The following is a 23,516-nucleotide window of genomic DNA, read 5'->3' on the forward strand; positions in this document are numbered from 1 at the left end:
AAACTGTTGTTATGAAAAATTTAAAATCAAGATATATAGGTTATGCATTTCTGCTTACTATAGTGGCTTTTTCAAGCGCTTGTAAAAAGGAGTACTTAAATCCTAATGCGGCTACGGCCGATGATGTATTAACCTCGGCAAAAGGTTTAACAGGCGTTACGGTAGGTTTACAGAAAAATTATTCTACAACTCGGGCTGGAATGCTGTATGCGACTATTACACTTAATGGCTTAACTACAAATGAGTTGATATCCATTAATACGGGTAATACCAATGAAGAAAGATTGGTGGCTGGAGGTGTACAGGTAGATGGTACCAATTCGATATTGCTTAATGTTTGGGCTGGAGCCAATAAAATTATCTATGATGCGGATAATGTGATTAATAATGCCGCTAATCTTCCGGATAAAAACTACGCAGCAGGTTTAATAGCTTACGCAAGTATTTTTAAAGCCCTGGCTGTGGGTAATTTATCAGAGTATTGGGAAAAGGTTCCAGCAGGGACAGGCCAAAACGTTACCTTTATTAGTCGGGTTGATGGTTATAATAAAGCAATTGCGACCATTGACAATGCATTAGCGGTAGTTGCAGCAAACTCGATAAGTACATCTTTTTTAGGAAACATTCCATCAGGAGTAGATATTCCTAGTACTTTAAATGCACTCAAAGCTCGCTATGCTTTATTTGCAGGAAACTATGCATTAGCATTAACTGCTGCAAATACGGTTGATTTAACGAAAAAATCAACATTTACTTACGATGCATTAAATTTGAACCCAATTTTTGAAATCGCAACATCTACCAATAACGTTATTCAACCTAAAAATTTGAATCTCGGGCAAACCGGAGCTAATGTTCCCGATGCAGGTGATGCCAGGATTCCATTTTATACTGTTGTTAATACTACTGTGCGTATTAATGGTTTTGGTGCAGGTACTTTTACCCAGTTTCCCATTTATCTGCCTGGCGAAATGACTTTAATTAAGGCAGAGGCCTATGCCCGTCAAGCTACGCCTAACTTAACTTCTTCGCTTACTGAGCTGAATAAGATTGTAACCAAAACTGCTGCTACGGATCCTTTTGGTGTTGGTGCGGCATTGCCAGCGCTAACAGGTCCTTATACACAGCAACAGCTATTAGATCTGATTTACAAACACCGTTGTATCGAGCTCTTTATGTCTGGACTAAAACTGGAAGATATGAGAAGGTTCAATCAGCCTTTAACCGATCGTAAACGTAATTTTTTTCCTTATCCTTTCGCAGAAAGAGATAACAATACCAATACCCCTGCAGATCCTACTTTCTAGCAGAATAAAAGCGCCCCGATGAAAATCGGGGCGCTTTTTATAAAATATTTAATTCTTTAGCGCGGTAACCGGCTAAGGATTGGTGTTCTACTTCTAACTCGGTGATTAAATAGCTTATATTTTCTATCGGGCAAACTTTAAGCCTCAACGTGATATCGAGTTTTTCTGAAATACAAAGCACCGCCGTTTTTTTCGCGCAGGCTACCATGGCCTTTTTGAGCTGGTTAATTTCCCAATCGGTATCAGTTAGTCCTTCTTCCGGGTGTATCGCACTTGTACCCATTAAGCATAAATCAACCTTAATTTCAGCTAATTGACTAATTACATGGCCGCCATAGGTTATCTGAGAGTTTTTTGAAAAAAGACCACCAATTAATATCACTTCAATATTGTTGTATTTGGCCAGTTCTACAGCAACAAGCGGACTAATGGTAAAGAATGTGGCGCCCAGGTGTTGCGGTAATTGTTTAACAAATTCTAAGATTGTTGTGCCTCCGCCAATTAGCACCACCATGCCGTCCTTGATCAAACGGATTGTTTTTTTTGCAATCACAATTTTACTGTCTCTTGCATATACAGTACTATCATCGAAAGAGCTATGATATGATTTAGATAAGGCTCCGCCATGCACTTTAAACAGTAGGCCATCATCAACAAGTTCCTGCAAGTCTCGTCTGATCGTATCTTCCGAAACATTAAGCAATTGAACCAGATCTGAGGTTAGCACCCGGTTGTGCAGGTTAATCTGGCGCATGATGAAATCGTGACGTTCTTTTTTTAGCATAAATCATTTGATTTTCTACGAATGTATAAAAACATTTTAAAATTATAATGTTTGCGTTTTTATGCGTGTTTGTGCGATAAAATTTTGTTTAATAGGAAGATATACTTTGTTAAATTGTTTTTTTATTTAAAAACATTTATGATATTAGCTAAATATTAAAGTAAAATGCGTTATTATGCGTGTTTTGGCAAACAAAAAAAACTAACAACTAAACAATCATTTCATTCCCCTAAACTGGCAGTTTATGAAAAAAAAACTACTACTAATTTTTATTGGTACGTTTCTGTTGCTGGCTCACGCCATTGCGCAGCAAATAACCGTTACCGGTAAGGTTACATCGGCTGATGGACCTATACCTGGTGTTTCCATTCGGATAAAAGGAAGCACAGTCGTTTCGCAAACCAATGCCGACGGAAACTATTCTATTAAGGCCTTAAAAACCGATGTGCTAACCTTTAGTTTTGTTGGTTATACAACTGTTGACAGGCCTGTGGGTGCTAACAGCATTATCAATGTATCAATGGCTACCGATGCCGGTAACTTAAACGAAGTTGTGGTTACTGCTTTTGGTATTAAAAGATCGAAAGACGCCTTAGGTTATTCGGCCCAAACCTTAAAGGGGGCTGATATTGCCGATACGCAGCGGGATAACTTTCTGAATGCCCTGCAAGGGCGTGTAGCCGGTGCAACCATTACACCAACAATGGGTACACCTGGCGCATCTGCAACAATGATTATCCGTGGTGGGATTTCTTTAGACGGAGATAATCAACCGCTTTTTGTTGTAGATGGTTTGCCTATCTCTAACCGTACTTTTAGTGAGTATAACCTGGTAGGACAGGGAACTTTTAACCGTCAGAACGATTACGGAAATAGGGCGATGGATATTAATCCCGAGGAGATCGAATCGCTTACCATCCTGAAAGGACCTGAAGCTTCAGCGCTATATGGAACAGATGGTGCATCAGGTGCGGTGGTAATTACAACGAAAAGAGCAAAAGCAGGTACCGCCCGTGTATCGTATAGCAACTCTTTCAGAATAGAAAACACTTACCGTTATCCTGAAGTACAAACCACTTATGGTGGTGGTACAGGAGGTATTTTTGACGAAGAACAAAGAACCCGTACTTTCTTTGGTTCAAAATATCCGGCCAATAAAGCGATGTACGATAATATCGGCAATTTTTATAAAACCGGATTTACACAAAAACATAATGCAACCATTGAAGGCGGAAGTGATAAACTCTCTGTTCGTACTACGGTAGGTTATACCGATCAGAAAGGTATAATTCCTGGTACTGCTTACAATACCATCAATGGTAAAATAAATGCGACTTCTAAAATTAGCGATAAGATAAGCATGAATGCATCGCTAAACCTGATTTCATCAAGAACCGATAAAACCTACAAAGGCGTAAGTAGCCCAATGTTAAGTGCATTATCTTGGCCGCTAACAGATGATATGCGGAATTATTTAACACCACTTGGCGAAAGAAGAACCATTACCGGAAGCTTGAGTGGCGAACTGGATAATCCTTACTGGGGTGTGGAGCGAAATCCAAATTATGATAAAATGAACCGTGTGCTTGGAAACATCGGATTTACCTATGCGCCAACAAACTGGTTAAGCATGCAAGGAACAGCCGGGGCGGATATATTTTCGCAAACAGGTCTTTCTGCTTATGATGTTCAGTCCTACGAAGCCAACAAAGCCCAAACCACAAATGCTGGTGGTGGCTTAAATACCTATAACGCAAACGAGCGTTTGGTAACAGCCAACTTTGTAGCAACTGCTAAAAAAGATTTTGGAAAGTTTAAGCCTGTAATCCGTGTGGGTACAGAGATAAAAGATGATTCTTATCAGGTAAATGCGCAGTTTGGTACCCGTTTTTACCAGCCGAATTTCTTCAGTATGAATAATATTGATCCAACTACACAAAGAGTTGCCTACACTAATGAGCTGAAACGTAAAGTTGGTTTCTTTGCTAATGCCGAGCTAGGGTATGATAATTTCTTGTACTTAACCTTATCTGGTCGTCAGGATTTGTCTTCAACCTTGCCGCAAAAAAATAATGCCTTCTTTTATCCTGCAACATCATTAAGTTTTGTGTTTTCTAATTTGCAGGCAGTAAAAGATTTAGGATGGTTGTCATACGGTAAATTAAGAGGTTCATGGGGTCAATCGGGTAAGGATGCCAGGGTAGCCTACGTTACAGATAACAAACTCATTGCCCAGCAAACAACAGGAGGTGGTTATGCACTGGATGTGAATATGGGCAATCCAAATCTGGAAGCCGAATTTACCACGGCTAAAGAAATTGGTATGGAGTTGGGTTTCTTTAATAACCGTTTATCATTCGATTTCTCTTATTACCATAACCTTTCTGATAAACAAATAACCGCACCCCGCTTAAGTTATGCTTCAGGTGCAGTGTTACAGTACATTAACAGTGGAAAAATCCGTGTTCATGGATTTGAATTATTGGTGAAAGGTACGCCGGTAAAAACATCGAATTTTAGTTGGGATATCTCAGCAAATGCATCAAGATCCAGAGGTAAAATTTTATCGTTACCAGCAAATCAGGATGTGTTTTATGTATCTGATAGCTGGCTGTTTGATAACGTTAGGGCGCAATATGCTGTTGGAACCTCAATTTCAGCTTTTGCCGGTATAGATTATTTGAGAAATAAAGACGGACAGCTCTTAATCAATCCTGCAAATGGAATGCCGATTAAGGATGCCAATTTCACTCAAATGGGAGATCGTGCTCCTGATATTATGGTGGGTTTAACCAACAGTTTTACCTATAAAAACTTTAACCTTTCGTTCTTGCTCGATATGCGCAAAGGTGGCGATATTTATAATGCCACAGAGTTATACTTATATGCAAGAGGTTTATCTAAGTTAAGCACCGATCGTGAAGAGCCTCGTATTATAGCAGGCGTAATGCGTGATGGATTAGAAAATTCTGCTAACCCAACCAAAAATAATGTAGTGGTTATTCCTTATATCACCACTTCTTATTATTCAACTTTTTACAATACAGCCGATTTCTTAGAAAAAGATATCAACTGGATCAGGTTGAAAGATATTACTTTAAGTTATAACCTGCCAAAAGCTATTTTTGAAAAAAGCAGGGTGATTAAAAATGCCAGTGTTTTCGTAACCGGAACCGACTTGTTGTTGATTACAAATTACAAGGGTGTAGATCCATCAGTTAACGGATTAAGTGCTGCATCGGGTGGTTTAGGCGGAACAGGTATCGATTTCGGTTCTGTAGGCTTACCAAGAGGTTATAATTTAGGTGTGAAAATTGGTTTTTAAAGATTAAAGAGATGAAAAAGATATATTTATTATTATCGGTTTTTGCTGTACTCGTAATTGTGTCAGGGTGTAAAAAATACCTGGATGTAAATACCGATCCGGCAACCCCGCAGGAAGTTTCGAGCAAAACATTAACACCGCCTTTATTTGCCCAAATGGAGCGGGGAATTCAGTTCGATTCGAGGTATTTAGGGGGGCTTATTCAATATTTTGGCGGAGCAGTAAATGTTGGCGAGCAGCATGGCTGGATTGCCGGTAGCGATGCCATGGGCGAAATATGGAGAACCAATTATTTTGGCTTAGGCGCAAACCTAAACTTAATTATTAAAGACTCTGAGGCTAAACAAGAGTGGAATTATGTAGGTATGGCGCAAGCACTAAAAGCCTGGAGCTGGCAAACCACAACCGATTATCATGGGGAGATTATTTTAAAGCAGGCCTTCGATGTTAACCGTTATGTTTACGATTACGATACACAACCAGAGGTTTATGCCGAGGTAGTAAGGCTAGCCAATCAATCTATTTCTAATTTTACCAGAACGGATGGTGCAGGCACAGTGGTGAAATTTGGCCCTGCCGATTTGATCTATGCCGGCGATAATGCTAAATGGATAAAATTTAACTATGGTATTCTGGCCCGAAATGCAAATAACCTGGTTAATAAAGCCACTTACGATCCGGCTAAAGTGATTGAATATGTTGATAAATCTTTAGCCAGCAATGCGGATAACTTTATTGTACCGAATACCGGAACAACTGCCATTAACGGTAACTTTTTTGGTCCGTTAAGAGCAAATTTAGGTGCGTATCGCCAAACAGCGATAATTGTTGCCTTGCTTGATGGTACTTCTTTTGCAGTAGCCAACGCGCCTTTGGTTATCGATCCGCGTCGTAATAATATGATAACGGCATCTCCTGACGGAATATTTCGGGGTACTGCGCCATATGCCAGTGATGCAGGTACAGTGGCCAATAAAAATCAGATTCCTAATCAATGGGGATCATTAGGTTCAGCCAACCCTGGGCCAAACCAAGGTAAATACCTGTTTAAAGATAATGCCGGTTTCCCGATTATGACCTATACTGAAATGCAGTTTATTAAAGCAGAAGCCGCGTTTAGAAAAGGTGATCGTCCGTTAGCTTATACGGCATACCTAAACGGAATTACATCAAGTATTGATTTTGTAAGCGCTTTAGGTACTGCAATTACACCTGCCGAAAAGGCGGCGTATTTAGCAAGTACCTCAGTTCAGCAAAGTTCGGCAACCTTAACCTTAAGAGATATTATGTTGCAAAAATACCTGGCACTTTATGGCTACGGTTTTGTGGAAACCTGGTGCGATTTAAGGAAGTTTAACTATAACGTAGGAGATGCAGCTGGAAATAATCCATACCTCAATGTTTATAGATTTCCATCAAGTTTTTATGTAGATAATGCTGGAAAACCAGCGCAACGCTATCGCCCTCGTTACAACTCCGAGTACTTATGGAATGTGGATGCATTGAAAAAAATCGGAGCCGACAAAAATGATTATCACACCTATAAAATGTGGTTTTCTCAACCGTAATTTCACTATTTATCAAAAGGAAAAATGAAAAAAATATTATATTTTATTGTGGTGAGTATAGGATTACTTTCCGCTTGTAAAAAAGGTGAACTTGTTGAAAATACGGCTTATGAAAAGATAAGTCCAGGCGATCCTAAATACACTTACCTTAAGATTCTGAATTTAAGCCCGGCAAGTCCAGCCTTAACTTTTTACATGGATGGCGCTAAATTTTCATCAGCACTTTCTACGTCAGGAACGGAGAATGCGGGTTATGCATATAACGGATTATTTCCTGATTTGGGATACGCAGTTACCACCCCGGGCTCACGGAATTTAACAGGTAAAATTCTTGCCTCAGCTGCTACCGATGCTAATCTGGAGGTTTTTAATACCACAATTGCCCCAGAGGCAGGTAAGTATTATACCATTTATACCACAGGGCAGTATAACACGACAACTAAAAAAATTCCTTCTTCTTTAATGGTAGAGGATAACAGACCATTGTTAGATACAACAAAAATCTTTGTCCGCATGGTTAATTTATCAGCTGGTAGCCCAAATTTGGATCTGGTTAAAGATGTAGCTACGGGAACTAAAATCATCTCCAATGTCGCATACGGAATAGCAACTACCTGGACTGAAATACCTAATTTAGGGCCGGGAATATCTCCATCAATAAAAGTTTTTATTAACCCAACCGGAACAACTACACCATTACTTGCAGCAGGTTCAACCTTTGCCTTATCAAAGGGTAGGGCATACACGATATATGTAAGGGGGATAATAGGTAATGCGACCTATCCTTTTGCAGCAACATTTTATACCACTTTTTATTGATGCATCGAGTTTTATAGGTGTCGAAAATACGAAGGGTTGATTCGATTTAATTGGTTAAATGTATTTTTGATTTTTTGATAAAGGGGCGGTATTAATTTAATATCGCCCCTTTATTGTTTAGTGCTGCAGGGTTAAGTGTTTCAAAATGAGTTTTTTTGTATGTATGGCTGCATACCGGCCTAATCGTTAAGATTTTATGTAAAAAGGCTGAGATGCTTTCTTTTGATAAGAAAATATTAGTGATATTTAAGATAAGGCAGTATTAGCCTGCATTTTTCGTATTAATTCATCAGTTTCTAATCCTTAATTAATCAATTTTATGAAAAAAAAACTACTATTCTTGTTTCTGGGAATGTGTTTTTTGGTTGGGCAAATATTTGCCCAGCAAGTAAGCATTTCTGGTAAAGTAACATCAGCGGATGACGGTACGCCGTTACCTGGTGTTTCAGTAAAAGTTAAAGGGTCTACTGCAGGAATCAGCACCGATTCTGATGGGCGTTATACCATTAAAGCCACCAGCGATCAGGTTTTGGTTTTTAGCTACATCGGTTCGATAACCGAAGAGCGGCCAATAGGAAATAACAGGGTAATTAATGTTCAGCTAAAGCAGGATGCGAAAACGTTAAATGAGGTGGCCGTAACTGCATTTGGTGTTAAGCAGGAAGTGAGAAGTTTAGGTTTCTCTACCCAAAACGTTAAAGCCAAAGAAATTGTCGATTCGCAACAGCCCAATCTGGTAAATGCCATGCAGGGAAAAGTGGCTGGGGTTCAAATCACCAACTCGAGTGGAGCGCCAGGTTCATCAGCAAATATTATGATCAGGGGAGGAAGCTCGTTAAGTGGAAATAATCAACCACTTTTTGTAGTCGACGGTATCCCTGTCGACAATTCAACGCCGGTAAGTCAGGCAGGGCTTGTAGCCAGTACTGCACCTGCATCAAACCGGGCCATTGATATCAATCCCGAAGATATCGAGTCGTTAACAGTACTAAAAGGACCAGCAGCTGCGGCACTTTATGGCATTAGGGCGGCATCAGGTGCTATTGTAATCACTACGAAAAAAGGTTCTGGTGGGGCAGCAAAAATTACTTATCAGAATACTTTTTCGCTAGATAATGTTAATCAACTACCCGAGCTGCAAGGTAAATATAAACAGGGTGAGGCAGGTAATTTTAGCGCAACAGCACCCAATTCATGGGGTTCGGAATTTGCTGCAAATGAAACCGTTTACGATAATCTGAATAATTTCTTTAAAACAGCCTTCTCTCAAAGCCACGATCTTTCGGTAAGTGGGAGCTCTGAGCGAAGCACTTTTTATACTTCAGCCTCACTTCTCGATCAAGGTTCCATTGTAGATAATTCTGATTTCAGAAGAAAATCGTTCAGGGTGAATGCGGATACTAAAATTGGCGAAAAACTTACTGTAGGAGGATCTGCCAATTATGTCCGTACAGACCGTACTTCGGTGCCACAGGGTAGTTCGAATGGCACAATGGGCGCACTTTATTGGCCACGTAATGATGATATGACCAATTACTTAAATCCAAACGGCTCGCAAAGGGTTTTTCCGGGAGGAAATGACAATCCATACTGGACCATCCAAAACAAACCTATTACCAGTGGAATCAATCGATTTATCGGGGTAGCCAATATCAACTACAATCCCTTTAGCTTTTTAAATCTAACCTATCGTTTGGGTACAGATTTGTATACCGAGAATTTTAAGGCAGTGCGGATGCCTGGTACCTTGGAAGCTGATGCATTGAAAGGTGCTATCGGGCAAAATACGAATACCAATCAGATTACCACATCCACTTTCATTGCCACAGCAAAGAAAACATTCTGGAATGATTACAATTTTAGCCTGGCTTTAGGTAACAACATCGAAAATACACGCATACAAACCTTAACGGCCAATGCCATTAATTTTATCGATCCAACATTTCCAAGCATAAATAATACTGTTGCTACCGATCGTTCTGTTTCTGAAACCTTAAACCGCAGAAGGATTATAGGTTTATTCGGCGATTTTAATTTCGACTGGAAAAACATTATTTATGTAAACTTAAGGGCGCGGAACGACTGGACATCAACCATTCCGGTTGGCGATAATGCTTTCTTTTATCCGGCTATAAGTACCTCTGTTGTTTTAACCGATTTGTTGAAAGAGCTTAAACTGAAATCGGATGATCAGGTTTTTTCATATGGAAAGATCAGAGCAGCCTACTCCAATGTAGGTAAAGATGCACCGCCACATGTAACGACCACTTCGCTTGCTGCGGTTACCAATACCTTCACCATCAATCCGCGTGGTTTTATTACCAATGCCAACAATGCATTTGGAAATCCACAGCTTGTACCCGAGTTTACCAGGGCGTTTGAGGTTGGGGCAGATTTAAGGTTCATTAAAAACCGATTTGGTATCGATTTTACTTATTACAGCAGTAAATCAGATAACCAGATATTGGCAACCAGGGTTCCGCCCTCAGCCGGAGCTTTCCTTACTTATCTAAACGGCGGTGCTATTCAGAATAAGGGAATTGAGGTGGTGTTGAATGCACAGGCGATTGTTAAAAAAGATTTCAGATGGACTATCGATATCAATTTTGCACATAATAAATCGATTGTGAAAGAGCTTCCGGGGGCTTTAGATCGGGTTGAATTATCTGATGCCTGGGTAGCCGCCAACGCTGCTCAGGGTGCAGCATTCTTAAACGGAAGTTTATTTGGTATTAATGGCAATGTCTGGAAACGAAATGCTCAGGGGCAATTATTACTCAGTAATACTGGTTATCCACAAGTGCAAACAGCCTTAGCTAATATTGGCGACCGGAACCCCGATTTTACTTCGGGCATTACCAATACCTTCAATTATAAAAATTTATCACTCTCTTTTATGATCGATATTCGTGTAGGTGGAGATGTATTCAATGCAACCGAAAATTCATTAGTCCGTTCGGGCTTAAGCACAAAAACACTAGATCGCGGGTCAAAAGTTTTTGATGGAATTATAGAATCTACCGGATTACCAAGTGCAATATCAGTTCCACTAAATCAAAATTATTATCAAACCATCTATGCCAATCAAGGCTACGACTTTGTGGAGGATGGTAGCTGGTACAGATTGAGATACGCTACCTTAACCTACAATATGCCAAACAGCTTTTTAACTAAAACGAAATTAAAAGGTTTAGCATTTACAATAACTGGCAGGAACCTGATCCTGATTACCAAATATTCGGGTGTAGATCCTGAAGTTTCGGGCAGCGGAGCTGGGGTTGGTGGCTCTGGTTCGTTCGGGTTCGATAATCTCGGCATTCCGGCTACCCGTGGAGTGGATATGGGTTTAAGATTAACTTTTTAATTGCAGCGTCATGAAAAATAAAATAATAATAGCATCATTAATTAGTGGTATGTTTTTAGGTACCTCATGCAAGAAGTACCTTGATGTAAATAAAGATCCAAATAACCCGACAAAAATTTCGGCGGCGAGCCGTTTGGTTGGCGCCATTACCACCTCAAATGGTGCGGCATTGTGGAGAGGCACCAGAGAGATCTCGGGGCTTGTTCAGTACGGAACTACTAAACTGCTAACAGGTACAAACCGTAATGCAGAACAATGGCGGTTCACCGCCAGTTACTTTCTTTGGCAGAATGCTTATGTGTATACCATGCCTAATTGTGTCGATCTGATCAACCTTGGCGAAGAAGAAGGGAGCCCCTATTTTGTGGGGGCCGGAAAAACATTGTTAGCTATGAATTTTGGCTTGCTTACCGACCAGTACGGTGCCATTGTGGTAGATGATTATTATGATGGTAAAACCCAGCTAAATCTATTGCCCAAAATGCAACAACAGCAAGATGTTTATCAGCGCATAGATAAATTACTTGATGAGGCTATTGTGGCATTTAGCAGCACAACCAATAATACCGGGCTTAATGCCAGCGGGGGCGATATTATGTTTCAGGGAGATGTAACCAAATGGAAAAGATTTGCCTGGGCGTTAAAAGCAAGATATCTGAACCACTTATCAAAAAAAGGAGCGTTATACAGTCCTGCGAAAATTATCGAAGCTTGTAATAACGCCTTTAATGCCGATGGTATGGATGCCCAATTCGCTTATTTATCTGGTGGTATTCAAACAGATGAAAACCCATGGTACAGTTGGGGAGGTTTTGTATTAACCGTAACAGATCCCAACAACAACCTGTACGATCCACGATATTTTGCCTGGAGCCAGTTTTTTGTAAATATGTTATCGTCTTTTCCTGTTACCAACACTACTTTTCAAGATCCGAGGATAAGCAGGATTATGCAGCCAGCCGCTTCTGATGGGCAGTACCGTGGTTTAAAAGCCGGAGCTGGTCTGGCGGGTGGTCAGGGTATATTGGCCAATGGGCAGGCAGGTGATGCCACTAAAACAAACGGGAACGATTATGGGCGGTTCAGTAACAGTGGTTTTTATACTAAACAAACCTCACCCATTCCTTTTATTACCTATTCCGAAATTAAGTTGATCGAAGCAGAGGCCAAACTGCGTTCCAATGATGTGGCCGGTGCCCTTGCCGCTTATGAAGAAGGTGTTAAAGCCAATATGCGTAAACTAGGTGTTACCGCAACCGAAATTAACACGTATTGGACGGCACAATTAGCAGATGGCTTAGCAGCTCATTTTGCAAACCTTACGCAAGGCTTGAGCCATATTATGCGTCAAAAATATATCACACTTTGTTTAAATCCCGAAACCTGGGTGGATATGCGAAGAGCTGATTTTAGTCAGGCGATATATGGCCCGTCATTAGTGCGCCCCGTAAACCTGAATACGGTTGTTTTTGATGCCAATAATGCAAATCAATGGATAAGGGGAATGGTTTATGAAACCAACGAACAAACCCGTAACCCTGAAGCAGTAGGCGATAACTCAGAGAAATACCGTTTGTTAACACCACTTTGGTGGGATACCAACTAAGTTATTGATGTGAGGTTGTATCATAAAATTTGATCCAAATTTGTCACGTTGAGCTTCCCGATGAATTGGGACAGGTAGTCGAAACGCTTTGCTAAGCATTAAGCTATTCCTTCAACAGGCCCAGAATGACAACTCTTATTTATGATACAACCTCTTTTTAAACCGATTTAGATGAAAAAACTACTTTTCATATCCTTCTTAATAACCTTCGTTGCGGGTTGTGCTAAACCCACATTCCGAACATTTTATAAACCTGTGATATTCGACGATCAGCGCAAGCAGCTCAGTATCGATTACCTGAAGGTCAGGCACGGAATCAGACAGGATAATGCCTTTATTAAACCGGTGATGGTGGTGTTACACTGGACCGCCATTCCTAGTCTGGAGAAAACATTCGATGCTTTTAATCCGCCAACTTTGCCTGAAGCCAGAAAAGCCATTTCAACAGCAGGATCATTAAATGTTTCCAGTCAATACCTCATCGACAGGGATGGCACAATCTTTCAGTTAATGCCCGATTCTGTATTTGCCAGACATGTCATCGGCTTAAATTACTGTGCTATTGGAGTGGAAAACGTAGGTAGCGAAAAAGCACCATTAACAGGTAAACAGCTACGGGCCAATGAAAATCTGGTTCGGTACCTGAAAACCAAATACCCTATTGAGTATGTAATCGGGCATTATGAGTATAAACAGTTTATCGGCACAAACTTATGGAAGGAAAGCGATCCAGATTATCTTACCGAGAAAACAGACCCGGGTAAGTCTTTTATGAAGCGGGTCAGAAATAGATTAAAAGACCTGAATTTAAAAGGAGCGCCAGAGAAAAAATAATCTGGCGCTTATTAATCCTTACAAAATTTTAAAACCTAAACTCAATTGAAATAAGTTAGGTTTTTGCGTGTACTTTTCGCTTTTGCTGATGTTTGATAAACCAGCCTCATAGCGCAAATCAACTGAAATACTACCAACATCTACACCTGCACCGGCTTGTAAACCTAATGCCTGGTTTTTGTAATTGTCGAAATCGGTAGCTTGCTGGTAGGCAGAACTAAATGAAGAATTTTCGTCTAAAACAAACGAAATAACCGGACCAGCCATTAAGCGGAAGTTTAAATTTTTAGCGCCAAATTTTGTTCCCAGTAAAACAGGAACATCTAAAGTGGTAAATTTTACTTTTCCTTCAGCTGAAACTTCATTCCCGTTATCCTGTGTAATGCTGATAAATTTGTTGCCTTTACTGCCAATATAGGCCTCTGGCTGTACATAAAAGCTGGCACCGCCAATACGTGCCCAGGCACCAATCTGATAACCTAAACGGTTTTCTTCACTTGCGAAATCTGCATTTAACTTGGCCAAGTTTACGCCTGCTTTAACCCCAAGGTTAAAGGTTTGTGCCTTTGATGTTGCCCAACCCAAGGTTAGGAAAACAATAGAGAAGATGATCTTTTTCATGTTGTTTAAATTGTTTTTTAAGGGTTATAAAACCATAAACAGCGTTTGAGTAATTTAACCTGCATTTTTTGTGCTATGGTTCTTTTTAAATTCGCATCAAGCCGTTGTTATAACGGGTTAGGTTTTATAACGCGGTTTTAACACAATTATCGTGCAAAAATATTCCGCGAATCTCTACTTTTTTTGTCACATCACATAAAAAGGTATTAACCTGAGCAAATATTTTTTACTTTTGCATCAAACAAAATATGCCATGGCTAATTTTCAACTTACTTCAGAAACTGCGTTTAAAGTAAAAACTAAATTTTTAAGGAAATACCGCGATCTGGCGAACGAACCTTTAGAATTTACGCCAGGCAAAGAAGATCAGTTAATTGAAGATTTAATGCGTTTGGTAAAACGCGACCGTACCTACATCGAATTTACAATTCAAAAAGCACTTGCTGATACCAAAGGCAACAGACTTTAGTTTATCTCTTTACAAAGCCATTTCTGTTTCTTTTTAGCGTAACGCTTAATTTACGCATCGACCAAATAAGCTGTTTTTAATCTTTATCGCTTTTTGTACATTTACGTTTGTACACAATTACTAAATAATCTTTCAAACAGGACTCATCTATTGATTTGTACGATTTGGAATTAAAATATAAAGGGGATGAAAAAACTAAAATATGGTCTTTTAGCAGCAGGTTTTGGGCTGGCTGTTTTATCTTTTTCATTTAAGGAAGATTTGTTTCTGGTTTCTAAAAACCTGGATATTTTTGCTTCGCTCTATAAAGAAATCAACATCAACTATGTAGATGATACCAATGCCCCGCAATTGGTGAAAACCGGTATTGATGCTATGCTGGATAGTTTAGATCCTTATACCGAGTATGTTCCCGAATCGGAAATTGAAGATTACAAGTTGAAATATGTAAGCACGCAGTACGGAGGTATTGGTGCCAGCACTGTTTTTATCGATGGCAAACTGTTTATTAACGATGTGAGTGAAGGTTACCCGGCAAATAAAAGCGAAGTTAAAGCCGGAGATCAGGTAGTGAGTATCAACGGAATTGCGGTAAAAGGTAAAGACCGTCAGGAAATTAGTCAGTTGTTGCGTGGCCCCAAAGGAACGCCGGTTGATTTGCTGGTGATCAGAGATGGTAAAGAAATTACAAAAAAACTTGTCCGTGATGAAATAAAACAACCTAACGTTTCTTACTCCGGAATGGTTGGCGATGGGATAGGTTATATTAAGCTTGATAAATTTCTGGAAAATTCTGGTCAGGAAGTTAAAGATGCCCTGTTGGCTATTCAAAAAGAAAATCCCAAAGGTGTTGTTTTAGATTTGAGAAACAATGGTGGTGGTATCTTGCAGGAAGCGGTTAAAATTGTGAACCTCTTTGTGAATAAAGATCAGCTTATTGTAACCCAAAAAGGTAAAAATGTTGAGAAAACCATTGCCTATAAAACACTTTTAAGCCCAGTTTCCACTTCTGTTCCGCTGGTGGTGTTAGTAAACGGAAATTCGGCCTCAGCCTCAGAAATTGTGGCCGGTTCGTTACAGGATTTAGATCGTGCCATTGTAATCGGTCAACGTAGTTACGGCAAAGGCCTGGTTCAGCAAACCTTCAACCTGCCTTATAACAGTTTGGTTAAAGTAACGGTTGCTAAATATTATACCCCATCAGGCAGGTGTATCCAAAAATTAGATTATGCACATAAAAATGCGGATGGCGTTGCCGAGCGTTTTGCCGATTCGACCATGGTCATGTACCAAACCAAAGCAGGAAGAAACGTGTACAGTGGTAATGGTGTTTATCCTGATATTGTGGTTGATGCCAAAAAGCTCAGCCCGATTACGATTTCAATGATCAATAAAAACCTGTTCTTCAACTACGCAAATCAATACCGTAAAGAGAAACCAAGTCTGGCATCAGCCAAAACTTTCCAGCTATCAGATGCAGATTATGCAACATTTTCTGGCAGCCTTGCCGATAAAGATCTGGCTTACCAAAGCCGTACCGAAAGATTGCTTTCCGATTTAAGGTTAGAGGCTGAAAAGGAAAATAAATCTGCTGAAGTAAAAACCGATCTGGAAAATCTTAAATATAAACTTACCTCTTCTAAAAAAACTGATCTGGTCAGCCATAAAGCAGAAATTAAAAGGGTTTTAGAAACACAGATTGTGAGTCGTTATTTTTACGAAAAAGGAAGAATTGAGCAAAGCTTCCAATACGATAAAGAATTGGCTGCGGCGAAAAATCTTTTTACCAATCAATCGCAGATACTGGCCATTTTAAAAGGAGATGGCAATTATAAGGTGATTGGAAAACCAACCAAAGCCACGGCATCAATAGACTAAACCCGACCAAACTATACCGCTATCCCTTATGAAGAAATTAGCCCTGATATGCCTTGTGCTATTAATCGCCTTACAGTTAAAAGCACAGGATTATACACCTGCGGCCGCTAATTTAAAACAAAGAGCCTGGTTTAACGAAGCCCGATTTGGCTTATTTATCCATTGGGGGCCTTTTAGCATACCGGGAAGCGGCGAATGGGTAATGAACGAACGGAAGCTGAATGTTCATAATTATACCAACCTGAAAGATTTTTTCAACCCGGTTGAATTTAATGCTGAGCAATGGGTGAGTATGGCGAAGAATGCCGGAATGAAGTACATTACGCTAATCACCCGCCATCATGATGGCTTTAGTATGTGGGATACAAAGTATTCTGACTTCAATATCATGAATACGCCTTATAAAAAAGATATTGTAAAAATGATGGCCGATGAGTGCCATAAGCAGGGTATAAAACTATACCTGTATTATTCTTTGTTAGATTGGCGCAGGGAAGATTATCCGCATGAAACCGGCCGTACTGGTCAGAATTCAGGCAGGACCGGCAAAGGCGATTACGCCAGTTATTTGCAGTTTATGAAAAACCAGCTGACCGAGTTGTTAACCAATTATGGTGAAATCGGAGGGATCTGGTTTGACGGGCATTGGGATCAAACCGAGCCAGAAGGATCAAAAGACCGGACTTCGCGGATTGATTGGAAATACAATGAAATTTATGGTTTAATCCACAAACTTCAACCACAATGTATGATTGGTAACAACCATCACCTTACACCCTTTGCCGGAGAAGATTTTCAGATGTTTGAGCGCGATCTTCCGGGCGAGAATAAATCGGGCTTGAGCTTTCAAAAAGCATCAGACAAATTGCCACTCGAAACCTGTGAAACCATTTCAAATTCGTGGGGATATAATTTGAGCGATACCTATTACAAATCGAATAAAGAACTGGTTCATATGTTGGTTAAAGCCGCGAGTTTGGGTTCTAATCTTTTACTGAACATTGGTCCGATGCCAAGCGGTAAAATCCAGCCAGAGTTTCAAGACCGGTTAACAGGCCTGGGCGATTGGCTTAAAATTTATGGCGAAAGCATTTATGGTACAAAAGCAGGATTTATTAAACCGCAAGCCTGGGGCAGCATTACACAAAGCGACAATAAAATTTACATTCACCTGGTTGACGGAAAAACGGCATCCCTTGATTTGGAAAACGTTCCGGTAAAGAAAATTAAAAAGGCATATTTACTGAAAGATAAAAGCCCGGTAAACTATACCTTTAAAAAATCGAAATTAACCATTACCACAACTTTAAATGGAGAGGAACCCGATCAGGTAATCGTTTTGGAGATTGGCTAAGAGGACGTTTATATATGCTGTCATCCTGAATGTAGTGAAGGATCTTTCCGAATTCCAATCAAAAGAGTTCTCATTGCTTCCCCGAAAGGTCGGGAAAAGCTGTCAGCTGAAAAAGCCTTCTCGCAATGACGATCTCTCTTGTTCAAAAGCCAATTTATCTTCCTATAATTGGGCTTAATTCAATGCTTTTACTTAATTTCAACACAATTCTTCACCTCTTTATAAGAAAATAAACGTAAAACGTTTTACTTTTAGATTTTTAAATCTATTGTCGGAAATTATAAGCACCATGCAGTTCAAGAAAATCTCTTCCATTCTATTTTTAACGGCCTCTCTTTTTACCAATAATACCTTTGCACAACAAAAAACGAATTTAACCCAGTATATCGATCCATTAATCGGATCAGCAAAACATGGGCATGTTTTTGTAGGTGCCAATGTTCCGTTTGGAGCAGTACAGCTTGGGCCGAACAATATTTTTGAAGGCTGGGACTGGTGCAGTGGATATAATTATGCCAGCAACACCATTACCGGTTTTGCGCATACGCATTTAAGTGGTACCGGTATTGGCGATTTAGGTGATATTTCGATTATGCCTGCAACCGGAAAAACGCTTTTAGAAAAGGGCAAAACGGCCAATGATCCTGCAGGTTATTTATCTACCTTTTCTCATCAGCATGAAACCGCCAAAGCTGGTTATTATAGTGTGCTGTTAGATAAGTATGGCATTAAAGCCGAACTAACTGCGACCGAAAGGGTAGGCTTTCACCAATATACCTTTAAAAAAGATGCTGAAAATCCACATATCATTATCGATTTGATTGAAGGTATAGGCTGGGATGCACCTGTATCTGCTTCATTTAAACAGCTTGATGCCACCACTATTGTAGGGCATCGTAATTCGAAAGGCTGGGCCAACGATCAACGTTTATATTTTGTAATTAAACTTTCGCAACCGATTAAAAGTCTGGCATTGTATGACAGCACTGCAGTGAAAAGTGGCGCGGCATTATCTGGCAAAAAACTAAAAGCAGCGGTAAGTTTTAATGCCATTAACAACGATAAATTACAGATTAAAGTAGCTTTATCTCCGGTAAGCATCGAAAATGCCATTTTAAATCTAAAAACAGAATTACCAGGCTGGGACTTTGCATCAACAGTTAAAAACGGTGATGCAAAATGGGAGAAGGAACTCGCCAAGGTAAAGATTGAGGCTTCAAATACAACCAAAAAGGTGTTTTATACCGCTTTGTATCACACGATGGTGGCGCCATCACTTTTTAACGATGTAAACAAAGATTACCTGGGTACAGATAAAAAGGTGTACAAAAAGGCCAGTTTTAATAATTTAACTACTTTCTCTCTTTGGGATACCTACCGTGCAGCAAATCCGCTTTTCACGATCCTGCACCAGGATAAGGTAAACGATGTGGTAAATACCATGCTGGCCATTTACAAGCAACAGGGTAAACTACCGGTTTGGCATTTAATGGGTAGCGAAACCAATACCATGGTAGGCTATCATGCCGTTCCGGTTATTGTTGATGCTTATTTAAAAGGCTACCGCGGTTTCGATGTAAACCTGGCATACGAAGCCATAAAACAATCGGCCATGCAGAAAACGGATGGCATCGAATACATTCAGGAGCTTAAACATATTCCGGCCGATAAAATAAACGAATCAGTGGGTAAGGCTTTGGAATATGCTATTGACGATTATTGCATCGCTCAAATGGCGAAAGCACTAAACAAAACGGCAGATTACACTTACTTTAGCAAAAGATCGAAGTTGTATAGTTTATATTTCGATCCAAACGTTCAGTTTATGCGGGGTAAACTCACCAATGGAAACTGGAGAAGTCCTTTCGATCCTTTTTCATCCAAACACCGTGAAGATGACTACGTAGAAGGCAATGCCTGGCAGTATACCTGGTTGGTGCCACAAGATGTAGAAGGGCTGATTAATCTTTTTGGAGGAGATAAAGCTTTTACCAATAAACTCGACTCGCTATTTACCTTACCTTTAGATTTAGGGACCAATGGTTCGCCGGATATTAGCGGATTGATTGGTAATTATGCACAGGGAAATGAACCCAATCACCACATTCCCTATTTATATACTTATGCAGGCCAGCCATGGAAAACTGCCGATCTGATCCGTAAAATTGATAAAGATTTTTATTCGGCTAAACCAGATGGATTGTGCGGCAATGAAGATGTAGGGCAGATGAGTGCCTGGTATGTTTTCTCAGCAATGGGATTTTATCCCGTAAATCCGGCAAACGGTGCTTACGTTTTTGGAACGCCTTTGATTAACAGTGCTAACATTTCATTGCCTGGGAATAAGAAATTCGATATTAAGGTGATAGGTAATAGTGCTGAGCATAAATACATTCAGAAAATTGTACTGAATGGCAAAGCTTATACAAAATCATTTATCCTGCATAAAACCATTACAGCAGGAGGAAATATGCAAATTTACATGGGCAATAAACCATCGGAAAGCTGGGGCGTAAAACCTGGGGATAGACCAACATCCGGGAAATAATTCCAGATGAAAAAGAGGTTAGTTTATCTGGATTTTGTCTCGTTGAGCCTGTCGAAACGCTCCGCACGGCGTTGTGGAAAGTCCTTCGACAAGCTCAGGATGACAATTCTATACTATAAATACATCCTTATGAACATTAACCATAAACAAGTATCAACTAAAATATCTTAAATAAATGAAGAAAATATTTTTACTTTTTTTACTCTGTTCAGCTTTAATTGTCGATGCGCAACAGCGTTACGAGTTGAATTCGGGCTGGGTATGTACCAATATTAAAGAGGCGAAAGCTACCGGCTCAGAAATTTCGAAAGCAGGTTTTTCGATCAATAACTGGATGCCTGCAACTGTTCCCGGAACGGTATTAACCACTTTGCTAAATAATAAAAAGGTTCCAGATCCATTTTATGGAATGAATAATGAAAAAATTCCGGATGTATATAAAACGGGTAACGACTATTATACCTATTGGTTTGTAAAAGATTTTGAGGAGCGTGCTGTGGGTAACGAACAGGTTTGGCTGCAGTTTAGAGGGATAAATTACAAAGCCGAAATTTATTTAAACGGGAAAAAAGTTAATCCGAAAACCCAGGTAGGCATGCACCTTAGGGCGCAATACAACATCACTAAACTGTTATCTTCGAGCGGGAAAAACAGGCTGGCTGTTATCGTTTATCCACCAGATTTTCCGGGTAATCCGAATGGTGGACAAGGTGGCGATGGTACCATTGCAAAAGGCTTAACCACGCAATATACAGCTGGCTGGGACTGGATTCAGCCCACGCGCGACCGTAACACGGGCATTTGGGATAAAGTGACTATCGAGAAAACAAAAAGTATAAATATCCAGCATCCACAGGTAATCACCCTGGTTCCGGGCAAACGCTTACCCGAAGGGAAACAAAATCCAGCTACAGTTAAAGTTTCAGTTGAGGTAGAAAATCCTACCGCCCAGGCGGTTTCGGGTACCTTGCAATATCAAATTGCCGGAAAGCTGATTAAACAGCCCGCCACTATCGCGGCAAACAAAACCACCACAGTTAAACTACCGGACTTACAGCTCGAAAACCCTAAATTATGGTGGCCAAGCGGATATGGACCGCAAAACCTGTATGAGGTGAAGATCGAATTTGTAGCCGCCAATCAGGTATTAGATCAGGAACAGCTTAAAGTAGGTGTTCGCCAGATTGACAATATCTGGAATGAACATACCCAAAGCATGGGCGCCTATGTAAACGGACAAAAGATTTTTATTAAAGGAGGCAACTGGATTATTTCTGATGCAATGCTCCGTTTTAGTGATGCCCGTTACGATGCCGAAGTACGTTACCATAAAGATATGAACCTCAACCTGATCAGGATTTGGGGAGGGGCAATTTTAGAAAGGCCAGAGTTTTACAACGCCTGCGATAAATATGGTTTATTGGTATTTCAGGATTTCTGGTTCAGCGGCGATTGTAACGGTCGCTGGGTAGATCCGATGAAAAAGGAAGATCAATGGACGCGCAGAAATTATCCTGATGACCACAATTTAACCTTAACAGCCATTGAAGATCAGATCAAGATGATCAGGAACCATGCTTCACTGGCTTTTTGGTGTGGAGGGAATGAAATTACACCACCAGAAGACATTTTAGAGCCGTTAAAAAACGATATCCTGCCACGCCTGGATGGTACTCGAAAACTTTTCGATTTCTCTAATAGCGACGAAATGTCGTTCAATTCAATCGGTGGAAATGGCGATGGCCCTTACGGCATACAGGACATTAAAACTTTCTGGGGTACCAGGACCTTTCCTTATAATTCGGAAGTTGGATCGGTAGGTGTGGGCGATTATGTTTCCCTGCTCCGTTTTATCCCAAAAGAAAACCTGATTGCACCGCAATACAAAGCTAAGCCCGATTCGGTATGGGATTATCATAAATATATTTCTTATGAGCAATACCTTAATCCATACGGTAAGCCAAAAAGTGCAGAAGATTTTGTCATGAAGGCCCAGCTGGCCAATTACGATCAATACAGGGCATTAATGGAAGGCTTTTCTAATAAAATGTGGGATTGGTATACCGGATCAATCATCTGGAAAACCCAAAATCCATGGACAGCCATGCGTGGACAGATGTATGATTATTACCTTGATCCTAATGCCTGTTTATATGGCTTAAGAAAAGGGAGTGAGCCCTTGCATGTGATGATGAATCCTTTGGATAGTATGGTTACCATCGTAAACAATGGGTTTAGCACCAGAAATAACCTGATGGTACAAGCGAAAGCTTATGACATGGATGGAAAAGATTATTTCTATTCGCAGGTATTCAACTCAGTAGGCCCATCTTCAGTGAGGAGACTTTTTCCTATGAACGAATTCTTAACCAAACTGGATAAAAAAGAAGGTGTATTTGTTTCTTTAAGGATTTTAGATCAAAAGCAAAATATTTTAAGTGAGAATATTTACTGGCTTCCTGGTAAGGATGGAGAATATTCAGGGTTAAAAAACATCAAACAAACACCTTTAAAAGTTGCAGCTGTCGATCAGAAAAACGGTAAGGTTACCGTGACTTTGAGCAATGCAAGCGGAAATCCGGTGGCATTTTTTAACCGTGTTGCTTTAATAAACGGCAATAGCGGTGAACGTATACTTCCTGCTTTTTATGATGATAACTATGTAAGTATTTTACCGGGCGAAAGTAAAATGGTAACGGTAGAATATACAGGGAAACAAAGTAATCTGGCTGTAGAGGTATATGGCTGGAACGTAGCAAAGCAGAAAGTAAGTATTCAATAATAGCAAAGTTCGTCATTGCGAGGTACGAAGCAATCTTAAAGGTTGATTAAAAACTAGTTAAATTGATTTTTTTGGAAATGATGGGTTCTTTTTCAATGGCGGACAGCAGTCCTGCTATCCGCTTCAAGTCCTCGCTGCGCTCCGGGCTTTTCGCTTTATCAGGTTTAATAACAAGGGGCGCTGCTCCAGATTCCGATGGATCCAAGGTACGGAGAGTCGAGATTGCAAATCTCGACCAACAAGATCTAAAACAAAAA

At 40.1% G+C, this 23,516-nt stretch carries 14 protein-coding genes; 12 read left to right on the forward strand and 2 right to left on the reverse strand.

Going from position 1 to position 23,516, the window contains the following annotated elements:
• The first annotated feature begins 11 nt into the window (after positions 1 to 11).
• Positions 12 to 1,307: a RagB/SusD family nutrient uptake outer membrane protein gene (locus AC04QZ_RS11085; RefSeq protein ID WP_478357809.1), complete on the forward strand. Its 1,296-nt coding sequence runs from the start codon at positions 12 to 14 to the stop codon at positions 1,305 to 1,307.
• A gap of 37 nt (positions 1,308 to 1,344) precedes the next feature.
• On the opposite strand, the gene AC04QZ_RS11090 is transcribed toward AC04QZ_RS11085, so the two are convergent.
• The gene (locus AC04QZ_RS11090; RefSeq protein WP_478357810.1) at positions 1,345 to 2,091 is read right to left on the reverse strand and encodes a DeoR/GlpR family DNA-binding transcription regulator; all 747 of its coding nucleotides are present in this window, start codon (positions 2,089 to 2,091) and stop codon (positions 1,345 to 1,347) included.
• Between the two features lie 244 nt (positions 2,092 to 2,335).
• Here AC04QZ_RS11090 and AC04QZ_RS11095 point away from each other — a divergent pair, with 244 nt between their 5' ends.
• From AC04QZ_RS11095 to AC04QZ_RS11120, 6 genes are all read left to right on the forward strand, one after another.
• Entirely contained in the window at positions 2,336 to 5,416 is a 3,081-nt protein-coding gene (locus AC04QZ_RS11095) for a SusC/RagA family TonB-linked outer membrane protein (RefSeq protein ID WP_478357811.1), read from the forward strand.
• 11 nt (positions 5,417 to 5,427) lie between these two features.
• Entirely contained in the window at positions 5,428 to 6,984 is a 1,557-nt protein-coding gene (locus tag AC04QZ_RS11100; protein ID WP_478357812.1) for a SusD/RagB family nutrient-binding outer membrane lipoprotein, read from the forward strand.
• 24 nt (positions 6,985 to 7,008) lie between these two features.
• Positions 7,009 to 7,803 (forward strand): DUF4397 domain-containing protein, encoded by a 795-nt coding sequence (locus AC04QZ_RS11105; protein ID WP_478357814.1) that lies wholly within the window; start codon positions 7,009 to 7,011, stop codon positions 7,801 to 7,803.
• A gap of 319 nt (positions 7,804 to 8,122) precedes the next feature.
• The gene (locus AC04QZ_RS11110; protein ID WP_478357815.1) at positions 8,123 to 11,167 is read left to right on the forward strand and encodes a SusC/RagA family TonB-linked outer membrane protein; all 3,045 of its coding nucleotides are present in this window, start codon (positions 8,123 to 8,125) and stop codon (positions 11,165 to 11,167) included.
• Positions 11,168 to 11,177: 10 nt separating this feature from the next.
• Positions 11,178 to 12,773, forward strand: coding sequence for a SusD/RagB family nutrient-binding outer membrane lipoprotein (locus tag AC04QZ_RS11115; RefSeq protein ID WP_478357816.1), 1,596 nt, complete (start codon positions 11,178 to 11,180; stop codon positions 12,771 to 12,773).
• Positions 12,774 to 12,944: 171 nt separating this feature from the next.
• Positions 12,945 to 13,607 (forward strand): N-acetylmuramoyl-L-alanine amidase, encoded by a 663-nt coding sequence (locus tag AC04QZ_RS11120; protein ID WP_478357818.1) that lies wholly within the window; start codon positions 12,945 to 12,947, stop codon positions 13,605 to 13,607.
• Positions 13,608 to 13,625: 18 nt separating this feature from the next.
• Here the strand turns inward: AC04QZ_RS11120 and AC04QZ_RS11125 are convergent, their stop codons facing one another.
• A complete protein-coding gene (locus AC04QZ_RS11125; RefSeq protein WP_086548601.1) occupies positions 13,626 to 14,228 on the reverse strand; it encodes a porin family protein in 603 nt (200 codons plus the stop codon).
• Positions 14,229 to 14,481: 253 nt separating this feature from the next.
• Between AC04QZ_RS11125 and AC04QZ_RS11130 the strand changes: the two genes are divergently transcribed.
• From AC04QZ_RS11130 to AC04QZ_RS11150, 5 genes are all read left to right on the forward strand, one after another.
• Positions 14,482 to 14,697, forward strand: coding sequence for a hypothetical protein (locus tag AC04QZ_RS11130; protein ID WP_025141830.1), 216 nt, complete (start codon positions 14,482 to 14,484; stop codon positions 14,695 to 14,697).
• Between the two features lie 186 nt (positions 14,698 to 14,883).
• A complete protein-coding gene (locus AC04QZ_RS11135) occupies positions 14,884 to 16,575 on the forward strand; it encodes a S41 family peptidase (protein WP_478357819.1) in 1,692 nt (563 codons plus the stop codon).
• Positions 16,576 to 16,603: 28 nt separating this feature from the next.
• A complete protein-coding gene (locus AC04QZ_RS11140) occupies positions 16,604 to 17,929 on the forward strand; it encodes an alpha-L-fucosidase (protein ID WP_478357820.1) in 1,326 nt (441 codons plus the stop codon).
• Positions 17,930 to 18,218: 289 nt separating this feature from the next.
• Complete coding sequence (locus tag AC04QZ_RS11145) at positions 18,219 to 20,477, forward strand: GH92 family glycosyl hydrolase (RefSeq protein ID WP_478357822.1); 2,259 nt, start codon at positions 18,219 to 18,221, stop codon at positions 20,475 to 20,477.
• A gap of 175 nt (positions 20,478 to 20,652) precedes the next feature.
• Positions 20,653 to 23,259, forward strand: a complete 2,607-nt coding sequence (locus AC04QZ_RS11150) for a glycoside hydrolase family 2 protein (protein ID WP_478357824.1) — start codon at positions 20,653 to 20,655, stop codon at positions 23,257 to 23,259.
• The last annotated feature ends 257 nt before the right edge of the window (positions 23,260 to 23,516 follow it).

The sequence above is a fragment of the Pedobacter folensis genome (assembly GCF_056490665.1).